The sequence below is a fragment of the Saccharopolyspora sp. NPDC002376 genome (assembly GCF_053593195.1).
Genome location: NZ_JBSFBZ010000052.1, coordinates 1 through 20,254 on the forward strand (window position 1 = coordinate 1; position 20,254 = coordinate 20,254).

A 20,254-nucleotide genomic window follows, 5' to 3' on the forward strand; every position below is an offset into this window, starting at 1 on the left:
TTGCACCACAACGACTTCGGCGTGTCATCGTCACCCGCGCCAGCCACAGCAACGACGACTACCCAGAGCCACGGATGCTTACCCGGAAAGGCTCACTCAGCAAGCCCGCTGCCCCGCCCACTGCGAAAGGAACCCGTCGGTGACACTCAACAACCCTCAACCCAACGTCCATCAGTCCCATCCGCCCCGTGTTCGGTCAGCCGAGATTCTCTACTGGCGGTTGTTCCATACCGGGTCATCCCCGTGACATAAAGCCAAAACGGGGCTGGGGTCCGGATGTCAAGCCTGCAAACCCCGAAGGGGCGGCCGCCAGGCCGGGCTTGACCTCCGGACACCGGCCCCCACAATCCACTAACCACGGGGATGACCCCCACCCCGCAGCCCAACGGACACAAGTATCAAGCACCTTGAAAACTCAACAGCGGAAACAAAAACAAGCCAGGAACCACCAAGACCATCCCCAAAAGGTGCTGGCAGATTCGAATAGCCGCGAGTTCCCAAGCAACCAGTGTGCTGGCGAACTCAAAACCTCACGAGATCACCGTCGCTGCTGTGAACCCGTTGGCAAGTTCGGATCCCCTAGGTCTCCAACGAGCCTGGAAGGTCAGATCCGGTTTCGGTGGCGCGGCGCATGGTTGGTGAACCGGACGTTCGACTCGATCTGGAGTTCGACGTCGTCGGGGTGTGCTGTTACGCAACGTGAACCGGATGTCAGGCCTTCCCGGAGATCGGGAACGTCTTTCATTCCACCCGGATCTGCCAGTTCCGGGAGACGAATGCGACCAAGGCCAGTGCTGCGGACAGGAACATGCCGCCGCCCTCGCCGAGGAACAGGCACATGACCGCCAGGGTCGCCGCCACCAGAACCAGCAGCATTCGCGGCGACAACTGGAGCCACAACCGGCGCAGTGCGCTGGTTTCGGTCAGCCTGCGAGCCAGCTTCGGGTCGTCGCCCATGAGCTGGTTCTCGATCTCCTTCAGGCGGCGACGTTCGTCCCTGGGTAGCATGGCGCGCCTCCACGGGTATCCGCCTCCTTGAACAAGTATTGCAACGATCGTGGCGACTGTGAAGGGTCCATCGGCCCGCCCAGTTTTGTGCCTCGTGCGGTAGTCGGGGTTTGCTGCGAGCCTGGCAAGATCGGTGCGTTGGCTTCCGTGTGTGGGGAGTGGGAATGGAGATCTGGGTCAACCCGGCGTGTTCGAAGTGCCGGTCGGCTGTGTCGTTGCTGGACGAGGCAGGGGCGGAGTACACCGTGCGCCGCTACCTGGACGAACCGCCCACCGCAGCGGAGCTGGGTGAGGTGCTCGACCGGCTCGGGTTGGAGCCCTGGGACGTCGTCCGAACGAACGAGGCGGTGGCCAAGGAACTCGAGATGAAGACCTGGCCGAAGGATCCGGAGAACCGGGACCGGTGGATCGAAGCGATGGTCGAGCACCCCAAGCTCATCCAACGTCCGATCATCACCGCCGACGACGGGACCACGGTGGTGGCTCGCACGCCCGAGGCCGTGCGTTCCGTTCTGCCCTGATGGGCCGGTCCGGGTGAGTCTGCCCGGATGAGCAAGAACGGGGCGGGCACGTCACGCGCGCCCGCCCCGCTCGGCTGGTTGTCAGGCAGTGACCGGCTGGTCGACCTGCAGGGTCAGCTCGCCGTCGGCCGCGTAGACCCGCAGCCTGGCACCCTCGGCGAGTTCGCCGTCCAGGATCAGGTCGCTGATCCGGTCGTCGACCTCGCGCTCGATCGCTCGCCGCAGCGGTCGGGCACCGAACTCCGGCTGGTAGCCGCGCTCGGAGATCCAGGCCACCGCCGCCTGGTCGAACTCGACGTCGATGCCCAGCTCGCCCAATCTCCGCACGGTGTGCCCCAGCAGCATCTGGGTGATCGTGTTCAGCTGCTCGCCGTCGAGCCGCTTGAACACGACGATCTCGTTGATGCGGTTGAGGAATTCCGGCCGGAACGCCTCGCGCAGCCGTGGCATGATCCGCTCGTCCAGCGCCGGGGCGGCGTCGGTCGCGGTGAAGCCGATCTTGCCGCCGGGGCTGGAGATGACCTCCGAACCCAGGTTGCTGGTCATGATCAGCACCGTGTTGCTGAAGTCCACGGTGCGTCCCTGGCCGTCGGTCAGCCGACCGTCGTCGAGCACCTGCAACAGCGTGTTGAACACGTCCGGGTGTGCCTTCTCGACCTCGTCGAGCAGCACCACCGAGTACGGGTGCCGCCGCACGGCCTCGGTCAGCTCACCGGCCTCGCCGTGGCCGACATATCCGGGAGGGGCGCCGACCAGCCGGCTAGCGGTGTGCCGTTCCTGGAACTCGCTCATGTCCAGCCGGATCAGCCGTTGCTCGTCGCCGAACAGCGATTCGGCCAGCGCCTTGGCCAGCTCGGTCTTGCCGACCCCGGTCGGTCCGAGAAACAGGAAGCTGCCCACCGGGCGGTTCGGGGCGCCGAGCCCGCTGCGCGAGCGCCGCACCGCGCGGGCCAGCGCCCGCACCGCGTCGTCCTGTCCGACCACACGTTCGTGCAGCTCCTGCTCGAGGCGCTGCAGTCGCTCCTTCTCCGCGGCGGTCAACCGGCTGACCGGAACCCCGGTCGCCCGCGCCACGATCTCGGCGATGTCCTCGGCAGTGACCTCCAGCTCTCCGGTGGTCCCGGCATCGCCGAGTCCGGACCGGGCCTGGTTGATCTCGTCGCGCAGTGCCGATGCTCGCTCGTAGTCCTCCGCGGCGACCGCGTCGTCCTTCTCCTGCTCCAGCCGTTCGATGCGGCTGCGCAGCTCGGCGTCGTCCGGTGCCAGTGCGGCCAGCCGCTTGCGCGCCCCAGCCTGATCGATCAGGTCGATCGCCTTGTCCGGCAGGAACCGGTCGTTGATGTACTGGTCGGACAGCCGGGCCGCGGCCTGCATCGCTTCCTCGGTGAAACGGACCTGGTGGTGAGCCTCGTAGTTCTCGCGCAGGCCCTGCAGGATCAGCACGGTGTCGGACACGCTCGGCTCGGGCACCTGCACCGGCTGGAACCGGCGCTCCAGCGCGGGGTCCTTCTCGATGTGCTTGCGGTACTCGTCCAGCGTGGTCGCACCGATCACGTGCAGTTCGCCGCGAGCCAGACGGGGCTTGAGCATGTTGCCCGCGTCCATCGCGCCCTCTGCGCCACCGGCACCGACCACGGTGTGCAGCTCGTCGACGAAGACGATCACCTCGTCGCGGTGCTCGGAGATCTCGTCGATGACCTTGGTCATCCGTTCCTCGAAGTCACCGCGGTAGCGGGTGCCGGCCAGCATGCCCGACAGGTCCAGTTGCACCACTCGCTTGCCGCTGAGCACCTGCGGCACCTGGTCGGCGACGATGCGCTGGGCCAGGCCTTCGGCGATCGCGGTCTTGCCGACACCGGCCTCGCCGACCAGCACCGGGTTGTTCTTGGTGCGCAGGGACAGGATCTCCACGGTCTGCTCGATCTCGTCGGCGCGGCCGATTACCGGGTCCAGCTCGCCGTCGCGGGCCCGCGCGGTCAGGTCGCGGCCGTACTGGTCGAGGGTGGGAGTGTTGCTGTCCGTGCTCGGCTGTTCCTGCTCGACCTGCGGACGCTGGGCCGCGGCGCGCAGCGCTTCGGGGCCGGCACCTGCAGCGCCGAGAAGCCGCCCGGTCTCCGAGTCGGGGCTCGCCGACATCGCCAGCAGCACGTGCAGCGGGCCGATGTAGGTGGAGCCGAGCGCGCGGGCGACCCGGTGGGCGTCGGCGAGCACCGTGCGCGCCGCCAGGGTCAGCGTCACCGGGCGGTCGCCGACGACATCATCGGCTGCGGGCAGGTGCTCCTCGACCTCCGCCGCGAACGCGTCGGGATCGACGCCGACCTGCTTCAGCTGCGCGCGGGTGGGTTCCTCCTGCGTGGCCGACCACAGCAGGTGCAGCGCGTCCAGGTCGGTCTGCCCGCGGTCCCGCGCGAAGCGGGCGCCGCCGCTGACCAGTTGCTGGGCCTGCTCGGTCATCAGCTGGGTTATGTCGATCCGCCGGGAGCCGGACGAGGCGTCGTCGGCTCCGAAGAAGCGCGCGAAGTACTCGTCGAACGGGCCACCAGCCGGTCCGAAGAACGTCGCCATGCCTAACCTCCTCGCGACGGTGTTGCTGGCTTCCGCCGCCATCTACTTGAGTCGTCTCGTATCAACCAACATAAGCCCCCTCTGGGTAATTCCCACCAGTCACAGGAGTGGCCTGAGTCACTCGGCTCGCTGGCGGGGTGAGAGGTGTTGACTTCGAGCGAAGTGGAAGTTGCACGGTGTGAACAGCAGATGGTTCGTGGAGAGGTTGTGGGCATGGGGACTTCGCTGGGACGTACGGTGTTCGACACCACTTACGAGGAGAACGCGGCTCCCTGGGTGATCGGCGAGCCGCAGCCGGCGATCGTCGAGCTGGAGCGCGTTGGTGGCATCAGCGGGAAGGTGCTCGATCCGGGCTGCGGTGCTGGTGAGCACACGATCCTGCTGACCAAGCTGGGCTACGACGTGCTGGGCGTGGACTTCTCCCGTCCGGCGATCGAGCGGGCTCGGGCCAACGCCGCCGAGCAGCAGGCTGAGGCCCGGTTCGAGATCGCCGATGCGCTGGCGCTGGATGGCGGCCCGTACGACACCGTCGTGGACAGCGCGCTGTTCCACGTCTTCGGGCCGGAGAATCGGGAGAAGTACATGCGCAGCCTGCACGCCGTGTGCCGACCGGGCGCAACCGTCCACGTCTTGGCGCTGGCCGATACGGGACCCGGCTTCGGTCCCCAGATTCCGGAGTTGGTGGTGCGCGAGGCGTTCGGTGCGCCGGGATGGCGGCTGGAGGGGATCAAGGAACGCCGCTACCGAGGCGTTGCGGTGGGGGAGCGCGCCGCTGCGTTGGGCGTTGAGAAGAATGCGCTGGTCGATCTGCCCGCCTGGTTGGCCACCGCCACCCGGCTCTGATGTCCACAGTGGAGTCTGGGGGTGGTTCCGGCCGGTCGCGGCTGGCACACTCGGCGCCATGACCGAGGATGCTGCGTGCGCGGTGGCGCACGGCGAAGTGCCGGTGGATGCGGGTGATCGCGCGCTCGTCGCGGTGTTCGCGTCACCGGTGGCGGAGCACCTGCTGCAATACGGCCGGGACCTCGGCTTCCGGGTCTCGCTGGTCGAACCGGACCCGGAGCGGGCAGCGGCGGCCGGGGGCGAAGCGGTTACCGAGGTGCCGGAGCTGGGGCCGGGCTCGGACGTCGTGGTGACCGACCACCACCGCGAGGAACTCGGGCCGGTGTTGCGGGACGTGCTCAAGCGCGATGTCCGGTGGATCGGTGTCATGGGCAACCCGCGCCACGCAGGCCCGCACGTCGCGGCGCTGCGGGAACTCGGCGTGCCGGATGCTGAGATCGCGCGGGTGCACCGGCCGATCGGCCTGAACATCGGCTCCCGGACCCCGCCTGAGATCGCCATCGCGACGCTCGCCGGGCTGCTGGCCGACCGCAACGGGAAGCCCGGCGGTTTCGAGTTCTGACCCCGTCCGCCAGCGTCAGGATCTGCGAGAGCGGATGGGCGAGCTGCTGTACCGCTCGGCCGAACGGATCGTCGCCGAGGTCGAGGAGCCGCTGCAGCAGACCATCGAGGAGATCGTCCGCGAGGTCGCCTCGTCCTACTAGCCGGGGCTGTGGGACTCGATGCCGCGCGACGTGCAGCGCGCGATGATCAGCAGGGTGCAGGCCGACGCGCCCCGGCTGCTGTCCGAGGTGCTCAACGAGATCAAGTCCGATGTGGACAACATCTTCGACCTCAAGGACATGGTGGTCACCAGCCTGGTCTGGGACAAGGAGCTGCTGAACCGGATCTTCCTGCAGGCCGGCGGCAAGGAGTTCCAGTTCATCCGCCGTTCCGGCGCGGTGCAGATGTCGGCCTGGGTGGTGTTCAAGGTGCCGCTCATCATGCCGCTGTTCGGCCTGTTCACCGGCTGGCTAGCGCTCAAGACGATCTTCCGGTCGCAGCAGCCGAAGCGCTTCGAGTGGCAGGGGCTGTTCCACAAGCGCCGCGACGAGGTGGCAGAGGCCTATTGCGAGCTGATCGCCGCCGAGATCATCACCCCGCGCAACGTCATCGAGGCGGGGATCTCCGAGCTGCTGATGGCCAAGCTGCCGGAAACGATGGGGTACGTCGAGGACTACGCGGCCGACGCGATGGACATCCGCAACACCTTGGTCGGCAAGATGAAGGAGCTCGACGCCTCGGAGTTCGAGGAGCTGCTGCGCCCCGCCTCCCGCGAGGAGGAGCGCACCCTCATCGCCACCGGCGCCGCACTGGGCTTCGTCGTCAGCGAGGCCCAGGTGCTGGTCCTGGAGCACGTCGCCCCGTGATCATTCCTCTGCGACGAGGGCGTCGAGCACGGCTTGGCCGTATTTGTTGAGCTTCTGCTCGCCGATCCCGCTGATGCTGCCGAGCTCGTTCAGGGTGGACGGCTGAGCTGCGGCGATCTGACGCAGCGTCGAGTCGTGGAAGATGATGAACGGGGCCTTGCCCTCCTCGCGCGCGGTGGCCAGGCGCCAGGCACGCAGCTTCTGGAAAACCGGTTCGGCCTCGGCCGGCATCTCCTGCGTGGGTTGCTTCGCCGCCTTCGCCCTGGTCGTCGACGCGACGCGTTTGGCTTCGGTGCGCAGCAGGACCTGGCGGGGGTCTTCCCGACGCAGCACTTCACCGCTGGTCTCGGTGAGAACCAGCGTGCCGTAGTCGCCCTCGACGGAGATCAGGCGTTGAGCCAGCAGCTGGCGGATCACGCCGCGCCACTCGTTGTCGCTCAGGTCGGAGCCGACGCCGAACACGCTCAGCGAGTCGTGCCGGAACTGCTCGACCTTCGGCGTCTTCTTGCCGCGCAGGATGTCGATGATCTGCCCGGCGCCGAACCGCTGGTTGCGCTCGCGATCGAGCCGCACCACGGTCGACAGCAGCTTCTGCGCGGCGACCGTGCCGTCCCAGGACTCCGGAGGGGTCAGGCAGGTGTCGCAGTTCTGGCAGTCCTCCGGATGGTCCTGCCCGAAGTAGGCGAGCAGCTGCGTGCGGCGGCAGCTCACGGTCTCGCACAGCGCCAGCATCGAGTCCAGGTGCCGGGACTGCATGCGGCGGTGCGCCTCGTCGCCGTCGGAGAGGTCGATCAGCTTGCGCTGCTGGACCACGTCCTGCAGGCCGTAGGCCATCCAAGCGGTGGAGGGCAGCCCGTCGCGGCCAGCGCGGCCGGTCTCCTGGTAGTAGCCCTCGACGGATTTGGGCAGGTCGAGGTGTGCGACGAAGCGTACGTCGGGCTTGTCGATGCCCATGCCAAAGGCGATGGTGGCGACCATGACCAGGCCTTCTTCACGCAGGAACCGCGCCTGGTGCTTGGCGCGGACCTGCTTGTCCAGCCCGGCGTGGTAGGGCAGCGCGTCGATGCCGTTGGCGACCAGGAACTCCGCGGTCCGCTCCACCTCGGCGCGGGACAGCCGGTAGATGATCCCGGCGTCCCCTGCGTGTTCGGTGCGCAGGAACTGCAGCAGCTGCTTGCGCGGATCGTTCTTGGGCACGATCCGGTACTGGATGTTGGGCCGGTCGAAGTCGGCGACGAAGTGCCGGGCCTCGGTCAGCTCCAGCCGGGTGGCGATCTCGCTGCGGGTCGCCGGGGTAGCGGTGGCGGTCAGTGCGATGCGCGGCACCGAGGGCCAGCGCTGGTGCAGCACCGACAGGTTCAGGTAGTCGGGGCGGAAGTCGTGGCCCCACTGCGCCACGCAGTGCGCCTCGTCGATGGCGAACAGCGAGACCTCGCCGCGGTCGAGCAGCTCCAGCGTCGAGTCCAGGTTCAGCCGCTCCGGCGCCAGGTAGAGCAGGTCGAGCTCACCGGCGACGAACGCCTGCTCGGTGTCGCGGCGCTGCTCGTAGCTCTGGGTGGAGTTGAGGAACCCGGCTCGCACACCGAGCTCCTTGAGCGCGTCCACCTGGTCCTGCATCAGCGCGATCAGCGGCGAGACGACGATCCCGACACCAGGGCGCACCAGGGCCGGGATCTGGTAGCACAGCGATTTGCCCCCACCGGTGGGCATCAGGACGAGCGCGTCGCCGCCCTCGACCACATGCTCGACGATCTCCTGCTGCTCGCCGCGGAAGGAGTCGTAGCCGAACACCCGCTGCAAGACTTGCTGCGCATCGCTGATCGCCAGGTCCGGGGAAGCCACGGCGCGCATCTTACGCAGCCCCCACGACCGCGAGCCGTTCCGCGGGTGCCGACATGCCCAGGCGCGTCGGGGCATCAGTTGTGACGCGCGTCCTGCCGGTACCGGCTGGCACCGGGAATACCTCTTGGGGAAGAATCGTTCCTGGAAGTAGTTGCATCTCGTACTAAATGAGCGGGATCGGGCCAACGAAGGAGCTGACATGCAGTTCGGGATCTTCACGGTCGGCGACGTCACCGCGGACCCGACCACCGGCCGCACGCCCACCGAGGCGGAGCGGATCAAGGCGATGGTGCGGTTCGCGCTGAAGGCCGAGGAGGTGGGGCTGGACGTCTTCGCCACCGGTGAGCACCACAACCCGCCGTTCGTGCCGTCCTCGCCGACCACCATGCTCGGCTACGTGGCGGCCCGCACCGAGCGGCTGGTCCTGTCCACCTCCACCACGCTGATCACCACGAACGACCCGGTGAAGATCGCCGAGGACTTCGCGATGCTGCAGCACCTGGCCGACGGCCGGATGGACCTGATGATGGGTCGCGGCAACACCGGCCCGGTGTACCCGTGGTTCGGCCAGGACATCCGCCAGGGCATCCCGCTGGCGATCGAGAACTACCACCTGCTGCACCGGTTGTGGCGCGAGGACGTGGTGGACTGGGAGGGCAAGTTCCGCACCCCGCTGCAGGGCTTCACCTCCACGCCGCGCCCGTTGGACGGCGTCGCGCCGTTCGTCTGGCACGGCTCCATCCGCAGCCCGGAGATCGCCGAGCAGGCCGCCTACTACGGCGACGGCTTCTTCCACAACAACATCTTCTGGCCTCAGGAGCACACCCGGCGGATGGTCGATCTGTACCGGCGCCGGTTCGAGCACTACGGCCACGGTTCGGCGGACCAGGCGATCGTCGGTCTGGGCGGCCAGGTGTTCATGCGCAAGAACTCCCAGGACGCGGTGCGCGAGTTCCGGCCGTACTTCGACCACGCGCCGGTTTACGGCGGCGGGCCGTCGCTGGAGGAGTTCAGCACGGAGACGCCGCTGACCGTGGGCAGCCCGCAGGAGGTCATCGACCGGACGCTGAGCTTCCGCGACAACGTCGGCGACTACCAGCGCCAGCTGTTCCTGATGGACCACGCCGGGCTGCCGCTCAAGACCGTGCTCGAGCAGCTGGACCTGCTCGGTGAGGAGGTCGTCCCGGTGCTGCGCAAGGAGTTCGAATCGATGCGGCCCAGCCACGTCCCGGAGGCGCCGACGCACGCCTCGCTGCTGGCCGCGAAGGACGCGAAGAAGACGGAGGCCGCGAAGTGACGGAGCGGAACCTGGTAGTCATCTCGGCGGGCCTGAGCCAGCCGTCGTCGACCCGGCTGCTGGCCGACCGGCTGGCAGCCGCCACCGGGCGGGAACTGCCGGTGCGCACCCGCGTGGTCGAGCTGCGCGATCACGCCAAGGACATCGCGAACAACCTGGTCACCGGATTCCCCGGTACCGAGCTGCGCGAGGTGCTCGACGAGGTTGCTGCGGCCGACGGGCTGATCGCGGTGACACCGATCTTCCAGGCCTCCTACAGCGGCATGTTCAAGTCGTTCTTCGACGTGGTGGACAACGAGGCGCTGGTGGGCAAGCCGGTGCTGATGGGTGCCACCGGCGGTTCCCCGCGCCACTCGCTGGCGCTGGAGCACGCGATGCGCCCGATGTTCAGCTACCTGCGCGCAACGGTGGTGCCGACGGCGGTCTACGCGGCGTCGGAGGACTGGGGCAACGGCGGCGACGGCACGGCCCTGGCCGACCGCATCGACCGCGCGGCGGCCGAGTTCGCGGCCCTGATCGACCGCCGCCCGGCGCCGCGCCGGCCCGATGCCCTCGACGAGCCGGTCCCATTCGAACAACTCCTCGCGCAAACCCAGAACTGAGCCGAGCCGGGCGGGATGGGGTGAATCTGGAGCGAGGGCGCCCTCGGTCGTCAAGGATCTGACTATCCTGCCGACGGCTGAGTGATCTAGCTCGGGAAGTTCTCAGTTCAGAGCGCATTGAGCTGGGGAAGAGCCGATGCGGCGCTGGGGGCGACGCGTGACGAAGGTTGGAGCGCAGCAGCAGCCTGGCGGTCTGGACGGGTTGCTGCATGAAGTGAGACGTCAAGCCTCAGGTGGGGGCGAACCGGACGTCCGGAAGATTCTCGACTGGCTGTGCCGGCAGATCGGCGCCCACGTTGCTGCGCCGCGCGGAGGACGGTAGCCGGGCTTGGCGTGGTTACCAGCGCAAGGCGCGCCAGGTGCGGTTGAGCGTGCTTCATGCGCTGCTGGCGGGTGCGCCGGTGCTGGCCCGCCGGATGACCAGTGGTGCTGTTCCACCGCTGCTGGACGCCGAGCGGTTGCGCGTATACCTGCTGAGCTGCCCATCGGCCGACCGTGACCGGATTCCCCAGATCTACCAGGATCCTTCGGGCTTCCACGGCAGGGATCTGATGGTGCACTGCCCTGTCATCAAGGAAAGTTTGATCTGTCTCGTTGCCGCTGGAGAGGAAGACGGCGACTCGGGCGGGGTGGTGGAGATCTTGCGCCGTCTGGTTCGCGACAATCCTCGCTATGCGCTGGGGGTGAGCGGCGCACACCTGCTCAGCGCGACGGCCGAAGCCTTCGCTCAGGCCACCCACGCTCTGGCCGCCGCCCGCACCGCCCCTGCTCGTTCGGTCTTCTACCACGGCCGGTCCCAGCTGGAAGGAGTCCTTCCCCGCAAGCCAGCTCTGGCCTGGGCACGTGCATTTTGCGGCCGCTGGGTTCGCTCCCGAAGCCCAGCGTCGACATCACTCGTATGTCGATGAACATGCCTCGCTCAGCTGTGGCCCGGATGCTCGGACTCAGCCGCAATACGGTCACCGCGCACATGAGGCGTGCGGAACGGGCTTTCAGCTTGGATCTCACGGATGTCCGTTCCCGCGCCGCCGTGCATCTGGCGCTCGTCCTGACCCGTTCCTGCGACGGCGCTGAAGGAAGCGATCTCCAGCCGCTGCCGACGCTGGAGGAGTTGATCGAATCCGGGCGCCTGGAGCTGAGAACGCGAGAGGTGCTGCCATCGCCCCGGGATCCCGATACCGTCACGGCCATGGGTGCGGAGCGGATTCCCGGGGCTGAGCAGGACGGCTTGGTCGGTACCGTCGCGCGGCTGTGCGGCGAAGGCGTCGAAATGGTCGAGTTGTCCTTTGTGGACAATGCGGGGAACGTGCGGGTCAAGACCGTGCCGCTGGAGCGGTTGGCCGTGGCGGCGCGGTTCGGGGTCGGCGCCTCGCCGTGCTTCGAGACCTTCACCTTCGACGACGTGATGGTGCCCGGCCGCTACTTGGGCGGCCCGGACGGCGACCTGCGGTTGGTGCCGGACGTGGACCGGTTGGTCCGGTTGGCCGCGCTGCCGGGCTGGGCCTGGGCGCCCGCCGACAAGTTCACCCAGGACGGAGACCGGTTCGTCGGATGCCAGCGCGCGTTCGCCGCCCGGCAGGTCCGGGCCGCCGCTGACGTCGGACTGACGGTCTCCGCGGCTTTCGAGCACGAGTGGGCGTTGGGCCGGGACGACACCGAGGACTTCGTCCCGGCCTTCGACGGACCTGCCTACGGCCAGATCCGGCTGGAGGCCACCGCCGACTACGCCCGCGAGCTGGTCGCCGCCCTGCGCGAGCAGGGGCTGGAGGTCCAGCAGTTCCACCCGGAGTACGCGCTCGGCCAGGTCGAGCTCTCGGTGGCAGCGTCCGACCCGGTCGCTGCCGCCGACGACGCGGTGCTGGTCCGGCACACCGTGCGCGCGGTGTCGAGACGGCACGGTTGGCGGGCGAGTTTCGCGCCTTGCCTGGTGCCCGGCGGCGCCGGTTCCGGCGGTCACCTGCACCTGTCTGCGCACGACGAGGACGGCAATCTGTTCGCTGGCGGTTCCGGTCCGCACGGGCTGCGCCCGGCGGGGGAGGCGTTCCTGGCCGGTGTGCTGCGGGAGCTCCCCGCCTTGTTGGCCGTCGGTGCCGGCAACCCGGCGAGCTTCCTGCGGCTGAAGCCGTCCAGCTGGGCCGGGGTGTGGCAGGTGTGGGGCCGCGAGGCGCGCGAGGCGGCTCTGCGACTGATCACCGGCACGATCGGCACCGAGCAGTGGGCCGCGAACGTCGAGGTGAAGTGCTTCGACGCCACCGCGAACCCCTACCTCGCGGTCGGCGCGGTGCTCGCCGCAGGGCTGGCCGGTGTGCGCGAGGAACTGCAGCTTCCCGACGAAGTCACCGGCGACCCAGCGGCGCTCGACGAGCTCGCCCGGGAGTCGGCCGGAATCCGCCGCCTGCCCACGAACTCAGCTGAAGCTGCCGATGCACTGGCGGCGTCAGCACTGCTGGCCGATGCGATGGGCCCTGAAATGCACGACGCGATGCTCACCGTCCGTCGCGCCGAAGCCGAGCACTTCGCCGACACCGACCCGGCCGAAATCGCCGCCGCCACCCGCTGGCGCTGGTGACCGGTCAGTCCGAGGTGTGCTCGAAGGCCCGGGCCAGGCGCAACAGCATTGATTCGGTGTGGTGGGCGCCGACGAGCTGCACGCCCACCGGAAGACCGTCGCTCGTGGTCCCGGCCGGAACGGAGATCGCCGGCAGGCCGATCACGCTGAGTCCGAAGGTGTAGCGGACGAAGGTCGGGAACGGATCGACCGACCGCCCGTTGTGCTGCATCAGACTGGTCTCCGCCAACGGAACCGCCGGAGTCGGCGCAGTGGGCGTGAGCAGAACATCCACATCGGACAGCGCGTTCAGGTATCCACGGCGGATGGCGGGCACGGTCTCGCTGATCGCGTCCAGGTATTCGTGCGCGGGAATGGGCGAGGCGTCCGCTCCGATCTGACTGCGGAACAGGGCCGCGACGTCGGCGCCGAAACCGTCCAGGTGCTCCTCGATCGAACCGAGCCCGCACTCGCAGAACAACTCCGCCACCAGCGCGACTGCTTCCGGAGTAGCGATCAAGAACCCGGTCTCACTGCCGATCTCGGAGCGCTCGACGGTGACCTCGCGCAGTTCGGCTCCCGCGTCGACGCACCGCTGCGCCGCCTCTCGGTACACCTGCTCGACCTCCGGGTGGTTGTCCGCCCAGTAGTCGCCCACCGGAATGCCGATGCGAACACCGCGCAGAGCCGTGGGATTGGTCGGCAACGCCGAAGGAGCCACCGTCTCGCCGCCGGTGAGCACGTGCATCAGCAGCGCGGAGTCCGTGACGTCTTGAGTGATCGGCCCGGGGACGTCGAAGCTGTAGGACACCCGCAGCACACCGTCCAGCGGCAACCGGTCGCGGGTCGGCTTCAGCCCGACCGCGCCGCACACCGCCGCCGGAATGCGGACGGAACCACCGGTGTCGGTGCCCATCGCGGCAGGCACGATGCGCGCAGCGACCGCCGCGCCGGATCCGCCGCTGGAACCGCCTGCGCTGCGCGTCGGGTCGATCGGGTTGCGCACCGGGCCGAAGTGCGGGTTGTCCGAGGTGATGCCGAAGCTGTACTCGTGCATGTTGGTCTTGCCGACGATGACCGCACCAGCATCGGTCAAGCGCTGCACCACCGCGGCGTCGGTGTCCGGAGTCCAGTCCTGCAGCACGCCCATGCCACCGGTGGTCCTGATGCCCGCGGTCCGGTAGTTGTCCTTGACGCTGATGGGAATCCCGTGCAGCGGTCCAACTGGTCCGCGCTCGTCGAGCTGCTGATCGAGCGAGTCGGCGCGTTTGACGGCGTCCTCGGCGAGGGTGATGTGAGCGTTCAGCTCCTCCAGCGCCGCGGCCCGTTCCAGACTGGCCGACACCAGATCGCGGCTGGACAGCGCTCCGCCGCGGAGCCGTGCCGCGAGGCCGGTGAGCCCGGTTCCGATCAGGTCGGCGTTCTCTGGTGACATGCGGCGGCTCCCGGTCATGCGGTGGTGATGCCGAAGTATTACGTGCGACGGACGCGATCGAAAGGTCTGTCGGGTAAGGGGCGTTGACTGTTCCTGATTTTGTGTGTCCGGGGAAATCCAGCGAGAAGCCCCTCCGCCCACGTGCCCAGACTCGCGTGTGGGTATGGACCTCGGAGTGAAATCCCTTGCGGTGCTATCCACAGGTGAGGTGATCGCCAACGCGCGTCGCGATGGTTCGCACAAGCTGTCCACCCGCCTGGTGGGTGAGCATGGTGTGATCGTGATCGAGGACCTTAATGTGTCCGGGATGATGCGAAACCGGTCGTTGGCGCGGCACGTGGCGGGGGTGGGTATGGCCGAGTTGCGTCCTGAGGTCGAGTGCAAAGCCACCTGGTCCGGCGTGCAGGTGCATATCGCTGACCGTTGGTTTCCGAGTTCTAAGACGTGTTCGGGTTGTGGTGTGGTGAAAGCCAAACTGCGCCTGTCCGAGCGCGCCTTCCACTGCCACGCGTGTGGCCTGGTCCTTGACCGGGACCTCAACGCCGCACGCAACCTCGCTGCTCTTGTTGAGCGCGAGACCTCCTCCCCGAGTTGCGGGGCGAGGCTAAACGAGCCCGATGGAAACCTGCGCAAGACGGCCCCATGGGGTGCAGCGGGTACCGCCACGAGAAGATCCGAATCGCAACGTCAGCGCGGCAACGCGCTGACTGGGAGTACAAACATGTACGTTCTCCCAGCGGAAGGAAGGACGCGATGCCCGAGGTGACCAACACGCCCGCCCGCAACACGCGTCCGCGCAACCGGCGCGCGCTGATCATCGCCGCTGCTGCGGACCTGTTCTACCGCCAGGGCTATGCGCGGGTGGGCATGAGCGACATCGCCGAAGCCGTCGGGGTCGGTTCCTCGGCGCTGTACCGGCACTTCGCCGGCAAGCAGCAGCTGCTGACCCGGGTCGTGCTCGACGAGCTGCGGCCGTTCAGCGAGATCACCGCCGAGGTCACCGACCTGGACCAGGTGGTGGACCGGCTCGCCGCGGTCGCGCTGGAGCACCGCCAGCTGGGCGTGCTCTGGCAGCGAGAGGCCCGGCAGCTTCCCGATGAGCAGCGCGACGCGTTGCGTGACGAGCTGCGCGAGGTTGCCAGCGGCCTGGCCGAGGTGGCCCGCGCCTTCCGGCCGGAGCTGACCGGCCAGGACGCCAGGTTCCGCGCCTGGTGCACGTTCAGCGTGCTGACCAGCCCTTCCTATCACCAGGTCGATCTGCCGAGGCGGGAGTTCGAGCAGCTGCTGCGGGCGATGGTGGTGGTCATCGGCAACCAAACCCCGCACCAGTTCGCCGAGCGCCGCGCCGACTTCGATCAGCGGTCGGCGCTGTTCGCCAGCCGCGCCTCCCGGCGCCGACTGCTGCTGGCGGCGGCGACCCGGCTGTTCTCCGATGCCGGCTACACCAAGGTGACCACCGAGGACGTCGGTGCGGCTGCCGGGATCGCCGGGCCCAGCCTCTACAACTACTTCGCCAGCAAGCAGGAGCTGCTCGGCACGGTGATCACCCGCGGCAACGCGTGGCTGGAGGTCGAGCTCGAACGCACCCTGGCCAGCACCCCGGCCGCCGACGACGCGCTGCGCGAGCTGCTGCGCTCCTACATCGCCTTCGCCTTCGACCACGGGCGCTTCATCGACATCCTGGTCAGTGAGGTCAACCACCTGCCGGACGCCGAACGGCACCGGGCGCGGCAGACCCAGCACGCCTACGTCGCCGAGTGGGTCGGGCTGCTGTGCGAGGCGCGGCCGGAGCTGGACCAGGTGCGTTCCCGGATCCTGGTGCAGGCGGCGCTGACTGTGGCCAACGACATGGCGCGCACCGGCGCGGTCCGCGACGTCGAGGCGTTGCTGCGGGTCGGCGCGGCGCTGATGCTGGACACGCCCATCGACTGATCAAGGCCTATCGGGCGGCTATCGGCCATTCACTTAACCGTCAAATTGGCAGCTAGATGGAGGCGGGTGCTACTAGGCGCGGGTCACTTCTGGATTGACTTCGGCGTGTCCGTCCCACTAATCTTCGCGATGACCAGTGCAGCGTGCGCCGAGATCGCGGTCGTGCGCGGATACTGGGGTCGAGCAGGTAACGAGGACGGGTTGGTTGCATGAGCAGCGCGACGGAGCCGGTCGGTCAGCCGCCGGTGGACGTGCCGGACATCCACACGACCGCGGGCAAGCTGGCGGATCTGTACCGGCGGAATGACGAGGCGGTGCACGCCGGCTCGGAACGCGCGGTGGCCAAGCAGCACGACAAGGGCAAGTACACCGCCCGCGAGCGCATCGACCTGCTGATGGACCCGGGTTCGTTCGTGGAGCTCGACGAGCACGCGCGGCACCGCTCCACCAACTTCGGCCTGGACGCCAACCGCCCCTACGGCGACGGCGTGGTGACCGGTTACGGCACCGTTGACGGCCGCAAGGTGTGCGTGTTCTCCCAGGACTTCACCGTCTTCGGCGGTTCGCTGGGCGAGGTTTTCGGCGAGAAGATCGTCAAGGTCATGGACCTGGCGCTCAAGACCGGCTGCCCGCTGATCGGCATCAACGACTCCGGCGGCGCGCGGATCCAGGAAGGCGTCGCGGCGCTGGGTCTCTACGCCGAGATCTTCAAGCGCAACACCCACGCCTCCGGGGTGATCCCGCAGATCTCGCTGATCATGGGCCCGTGCGCGGGCGGCGCGGTGTACTCCCCGGCGATCACTGACTTCACCGTGATGGTTGACCAGACCTCGCACATGTTCATCACCGGCCCGGACGTGATCAAGACGGTCACCGGTGAGGACGTCACCATGGAGGAGCTCGGCGGCGCCCGCACGCACAACTCCCGCTCGGGCAACGCGCACTACCTGGCCGCCGACGAGGACGACGCGATCGGCTACGTCAAGGAGCTGCTGTCGTTCCTGCCCAGCAACAACCTCGCCGAGGCGCCGGTCTTCGACGCCGAGATCACCGACGGCGCGATCGCGGACTCGATCAGCGACATCGACCTCGAGCTGGACACCCTGGTCCCGGACTCGCCGAACCAGCCCTACGACATGCTCGAGGTCATCTCGCGCGTCGTGGACGACGAGGACTTCCTGGAGGTCGGGTCGCTGTTCGCGCCGAACATCGTCACCGGCTTCGGTCGCGTCGAGGGCCACCCGGTGGGCGTGGTGGCCAACCAGCCCACCCAGTTCGCCGGCACCCTGGACATCGACGCCAGCGAGAAGGCCGCGCGGTTCGTGCGGACCTGCGACGCGTTCAACATCCCGGTGCTGACCTTCGTGGACGTGCCGGGCTTCCTGCCGGGCACCGACCAGGAGTGGAACGGCATCATCCGCCGCGGCGCGAAGCTGCTCTACGCCTACGCCGAGGCGACCGTCCCGCTGGTCACCGTGATCACCCGCAAGGCCTACGGCGGCGCCTACGACGTGATGGGCTCCAAGCACCTGGGCGCGGACGTCAACCTGGCCTGGCCGACGGCGCAGATCGCGGTGATGGGCGCGCAGGGCGCGGTCAACATCCTCTACCGGCGCCAACTGGCCGAGGCCGTGGACAACGGCGAGGACGTCGAAGCGGTGCGCGCGCAGTTGCAGCAGGAGTACGAGGACACCCTGTGCAACCCGTACGTCGCCGCCGAGCGCGGCTATGTCGACTCGGTGATCCCGCCGTCGTTCACCCGCGGTTACGTGGCGCGGTCGCTGCGGATGCTGCGCGACAAGCGCGAGAGCCTGCCCGCCAAGAAGCACGGCAACATCCCGCTGTGACGCCTGCCCGAGGAGGTGCGCAATGAGCCACGACGAGGACGCGGCACCGGAGCGGCCGGTGCTGCGCATCGTGCGCGGCGATCCCGACGAGGTCGAGCTCGCCGCGCTGACCGCAGCGCTGACCGGGCTGGCCGCGGCCAAGGCAGCTTCGGCCGAACCGGAGCGCGAGCCGATGTCGCTGTGGGGCGACCCGGCCGCGGCGGTCCGCAACCCAGCGGGGCGGCGACCGTTGCGCCCCGGCCCGCACGCTTGGCGCGCTTCGGCGCTGCCGGGCTGAGGTGTTCAGAAAGCTCTGTCGGCGTATGCCGTCCACGCTTGTGGAAGCGGCGTCAGCCGCTTGGAGCACCTGTGCAGGTGACCACCGGCGGGTTCTGAGCGGTTTTCTGGAGAGGACGGCCCCTCCGCCGTGTATTGGTCGTACACCAGGAGGGGCACCCGCAGTCCGGGGAAGCGCTCAGGTTCCGCTGAGCGACCACCTGAGCAAGGCAACCACCAACAGACTCCAAGACAAGTTTTTGCCAGCCGTCCGGCGTCGCGCCGGGAAATGAGGGGTTGACCACTGTGGACGTGACGCCGATCAGCAAGGTTCTGATCGCCAACCGCGGTGAGATCGCGGTGCGGGTGATCCGCGCCTGCAAGGACGAGGACATCGCCTCCGTCGCCGTGTACGCCGAGCCGGACGCCGACGCGCAGTTCGTGCGCATGGCCGACGAGGCCTTCGCGCTGGGCGGTTCCACGCCCGGCGAGTCGTACCTGAACATCGACAAGATCATCGACGCGGCCAAGCGCGCGGAAGCCAACGCGGTGCACCCGGGGTACGGGTTCCTGTCGGAGAACGCCGAGTTCGCGCAGGCGGTGCTGGACGCGGGCCTGATCTGGATCGGCCCGTCGCCGCAGGCGATCCGCGATCTCGGCGACAAGGTCACCGCCCGGCACATCGCCACCCGCGCCGGCGCGCCGCTGGTGCCCGGCACCAAGGACCCGGTGTCCGGTGCCGACGAGGTGGTCGCCTTCGCCGAGGAGCACGGGCTGCCGGTGGCCATCAAGGCCGCCTTCGGCGGTGGTGGCCGCGGTCTGAAGGTCGCCCGGACGATCGAGGAGATCCCCGAGCTCTACGCCTCGGCGGTGCGCGAGGCTGAGACCGCATTCGGGCGCGGCGAGTGCTTCGTGGAGCGCTACCTGGACCGGCCGCGCCACGTTGAGGCGCAGGTGCTGGCCGACCAGCACGGCAACGTGGTCGTCGTCGGCACCCGCGACTGCTCGCTGCAGCGCCGCCACCAGAAGCTGGTCGAGGAAGCCCCGGCGCCGTTCCTCAGCGACGAGCAGCGCCGCACCATCCACGAGGCGGCCCGCGCGATCTGCGCCGAGGCCGGCTACTACGGCGCGGGCACCGTGGAGTTCCTGGTCGGGCTGGACGGGACGATCTCGTTCCTGGAGGTCAACACCCGGCTGCAGGTGGAGCACCCGGTCTCGGAGGAGACCACCGGCATCGACTTGGTCCGCGGGCAGTTCCGCATCGCGGCGGGGGAGAAGCTGGAGTTCGACGAGGACCCGGCGCCGCGCGGCCACTCCTTCGAGTTCCGCATCAACGGTGAGGACGCGGGCCGCGGCTTCCTGCCCGCCCCCGGCACCGTGACCCGCTTCGTCGCGCCGCAGGGCCCGGGCGTGCGGGTGGACGCCGGTGTGGAGTCGGGCAGCGTCATCGGCGGGCAGTTCGACTCGCTGCTGGCCAAGGTGATCGTGACCGGCGCGGACCGCCAGCAGGCGCTGGAGCGCTCGCGCCGCGTCCTGGACGAGATGATCGTCGAGGGCATGGCCACGGTGCTGCCGTTCCACCGCGTGATCGTGCGCGACCCGGCGTTCACCGGCACCGACGGTTTCTCCGTGCACACCCGCTGGATCGAGACCGAGTTCGACAACACCATCGAGCCGTTCACCGGCGGCGCCGAGGCAGAGGAGCCGGAAGCCCGGCAGAGCATCACCGTCGAGGTCGGCGGCCGCCGCCTCGAGGTCACGCTGCCCGCCGAGCTGGCGGTGTCCGGCGCGGCCCCGGCCGGAAAGGCTAAGCCGCGCAAGCGTTCCGCGGGCAAGGCCGGCGCGGCCGTGTCCGGTGACGCGGTGACGGCGCCGATGCAGGGCACCATCGTCAAGGTCGCGGTCACCGACGGCCAGCAGGTCGAGGCCGGCGAGCAGATCGCGGTCCTGGAAGCGATGAAGATGGAGAACCCGGTGACGGCCCACAAGGCGGGCACGGTCACGGGCATGTCTGCCCAACCGGGCGACTCGGTCTCCCAGGGCACCACCCTCTGCGAGATCAAGGACTAACACCTCCGACGCAGCTCGGCCCCGCCTGGAATTCCGGGCGGGGCCGTTTTGCGCTTCACCGATGTCAGACGAGCGACGCC

The 20,254-nt window shown here is 68.7% G+C and carries 17 protein-coding genes; 13 read left to right on the forward strand and 4 right to left on the reverse strand.

Features of this window, described 5'->3' with window-relative positions; genetic code table 11:
• Window positions 1–741 precede the first annotated feature (741 nt).
• Window positions 742–1,008 (reverse strand): DUF3040 domain-containing protein, encoded by a 267-nt coding sequence (locus ACWCO2_RS27995; RefSeq protein ID WP_450130766.1) that lies wholly within the window; start codon window positions 1,006–1,008, stop codon window positions 742–744.
• 164 nt (window positions 1,009–1,172) lie between these two features.
• Here ACWCO2_RS27995 and ACWCO2_RS28000 point away from each other — a divergent pair, with 164 nt between their 5' ends.
• Window positions 1,173–1,529, forward strand: coding sequence for an arsenate reductase family protein (locus ACWCO2_RS28000; protein ID WP_450130767.1), 357 nt, complete (start codon window positions 1,173–1,175; stop codon window positions 1,527–1,529).
• A gap of 81 nt (window positions 1,530–1,610) precedes the next feature.
• Here ACWCO2_RS28000 and ACWCO2_RS28005 read toward each other — a convergent pair whose 3' ends face one another.
• Entirely contained in the window at window positions 1,611–4,094 is a 2,484-nt protein-coding gene (locus tag ACWCO2_RS28005; protein WP_450130768.1) for an ATP-dependent Clp protease ATP-binding subunit, read from the reverse strand.
• A gap of 213 nt (window positions 4,095–4,307) precedes the next feature.
• Between ACWCO2_RS28005 and ACWCO2_RS28010 the strand changes: the two genes are divergently transcribed.
• The 3 genes from ACWCO2_RS28010 to ACWCO2_RS28020 all read left to right on the forward strand — a co-directional run bounded on the left by ACWCO2_RS28010 (window position 4,308) and on the right by ACWCO2_RS28020 (window position 6,346).
• Window positions 4,308–4,937, forward strand: coding sequence for a class I SAM-dependent methyltransferase (locus ACWCO2_RS28010; RefSeq protein WP_450130769.1), 630 nt, complete (start codon window positions 4,308–4,310; stop codon window positions 4,935–4,937).
• Window positions 4,938–4,995: 58 nt separating this feature from the next.
• A complete protein-coding gene (locus ACWCO2_RS28015) occupies window positions 4,996–5,499 on the forward strand; it encodes an XdhC family protein (protein ID WP_450130770.1) in 504 nt (167 codons plus the stop codon).
• A gap of 160 nt (window positions 5,500–5,659) precedes the next feature.
• Window positions 5,660–6,346: a DUF445 domain-containing protein gene (locus ACWCO2_RS28020; RefSeq protein WP_450130771.1), complete on the forward strand. Its 687-nt coding sequence runs from the start codon at window positions 5,660–5,662 to the stop codon at window positions 6,344–6,346.
• Here the strand turns inward: ACWCO2_RS28020 and recQ are convergent, their stop codons facing one another.
• Entirely contained in the window at window positions 6,347–8,188 is a 1,842-nt protein-coding gene (gene recQ, locus ACWCO2_RS28025; RefSeq protein ID WP_450130772.1) for a DNA helicase RecQ, read from the reverse strand.
• A gap of 199 nt (window positions 8,189–8,387) precedes the next feature.
• Between recQ and ACWCO2_RS28030 the strand changes: the two genes are divergently transcribed.
• The 4 genes from ACWCO2_RS28030 (at window position 8,388) to ACWCO2_RS28045 (ending at window position 12,656) form a co-directional block, all read left to right on the forward strand.
• Window positions 8,388–9,485 carry an LLM class flavin-dependent oxidoreductase gene (locus ACWCO2_RS28030; protein ID WP_450130773.1) on the forward strand — a complete coding sequence of 366 codons (1,098 nt, stop codon included), beginning with the start codon at window positions 8,388–8,390 and terminating at the stop codon, window positions 9,483–9,485.
• Window positions 9,482–10,087: an FMN reductase gene (locus tag ACWCO2_RS28035; RefSeq protein ID WP_450130774.1), complete on the forward strand. Its 606-nt coding sequence runs from the start codon at window positions 9,482–9,484 to the stop codon at window positions 10,085–10,087. The genes ACWCO2_RS28030 and ACWCO2_RS28035 overlap by 4 nt, the downstream gene beginning before the upstream one ends.
• Before the next feature lie 359 nt (window positions 10,088–10,446).
• Window positions 10,447–10,995 (forward strand): hypothetical protein, encoded by a 549-nt coding sequence (locus ACWCO2_RS28040; protein WP_450130775.1) that lies wholly within the window; start codon window positions 10,447–10,449, stop codon window positions 10,993–10,995.
• Window positions 10,996–10,997: 2 nt separating this feature from the next.
• Complete coding sequence (locus ACWCO2_RS28045) at window positions 10,998–12,656, forward strand: helix-turn-helix domain-containing protein (RefSeq protein WP_450130776.1); 1,659 nt, start codon at window positions 10,998–11,000, stop codon at window positions 12,654–12,656.
• 4 nt (window positions 12,657–12,660) lie between these two features.
• Here the strand turns inward: ACWCO2_RS28045 and ACWCO2_RS28050 are convergent, their stop codons facing one another.
• Window positions 12,661–14,070 (reverse strand): amidase, encoded by a 1,410-nt coding sequence (locus tag ACWCO2_RS28050; RefSeq protein WP_450130777.1) that lies wholly within the window; start codon window positions 14,068–14,070, stop codon window positions 12,661–12,663.
• A gap of 163 nt (window positions 14,071–14,233) precedes the next feature.
• Here ACWCO2_RS28050 and ACWCO2_RS28055 point away from each other — a divergent pair, with 163 nt between their 5' ends.
• The 5 genes from ACWCO2_RS28055 (at window position 14,234) to ACWCO2_RS28075 (ending at window position 20,174) form a co-directional block, all read left to right on the forward strand.
• Entirely contained in the window at window positions 14,234–14,836 is a 603-nt protein-coding gene (locus ACWCO2_RS28055; protein ID WP_450130778.1) for an RNA-guided endonuclease TnpB family protein, read from the forward strand.
• Window positions 14,824–16,002, forward strand: coding sequence for a TetR/AcrR family transcriptional regulator (locus ACWCO2_RS28060; RefSeq protein WP_450130779.1), 1,179 nt, complete (start codon window positions 14,824–14,826; stop codon window positions 16,000–16,002). Before ACWCO2_RS28055 ends, ACWCO2_RS28060 begins: the two co-directional genes overlap by 13 nt.
• A gap of 209 nt (window positions 16,003–16,211) precedes the next feature.
• The gene (locus tag ACWCO2_RS28065) at window positions 16,212–17,849 is read left to right on the forward strand and encodes an acyl-CoA carboxylase subunit beta (RefSeq protein WP_450130780.1); all 1,638 of its coding nucleotides are present in this window, start codon (window positions 16,212–16,214) and stop codon (window positions 17,847–17,849) included.
• A 22-nt stretch (window positions 17,850–17,871) separates the two neighbouring features.
• Window positions 17,872–18,126 carry an acyl-CoA carboxylase epsilon subunit gene (locus tag ACWCO2_RS28070; RefSeq protein WP_450130781.1) on the forward strand — a complete coding sequence of 85 codons (255 nt, stop codon included), beginning with the start codon at window positions 17,872–17,874 and terminating at the stop codon, window positions 18,124–18,126.
• A 284-nt stretch (window positions 18,127–18,410) separates the two neighbouring features.
• Entirely contained in the window at window positions 18,411–20,174 is a 1,764-nt protein-coding gene (locus ACWCO2_RS28075) for an acetyl/propionyl/methylcrotonyl-CoA carboxylase subunit alpha (protein WP_450130814.1), read from the forward strand.
• Window positions 20,175–20,254 lie beyond the last annotated feature (80 nt).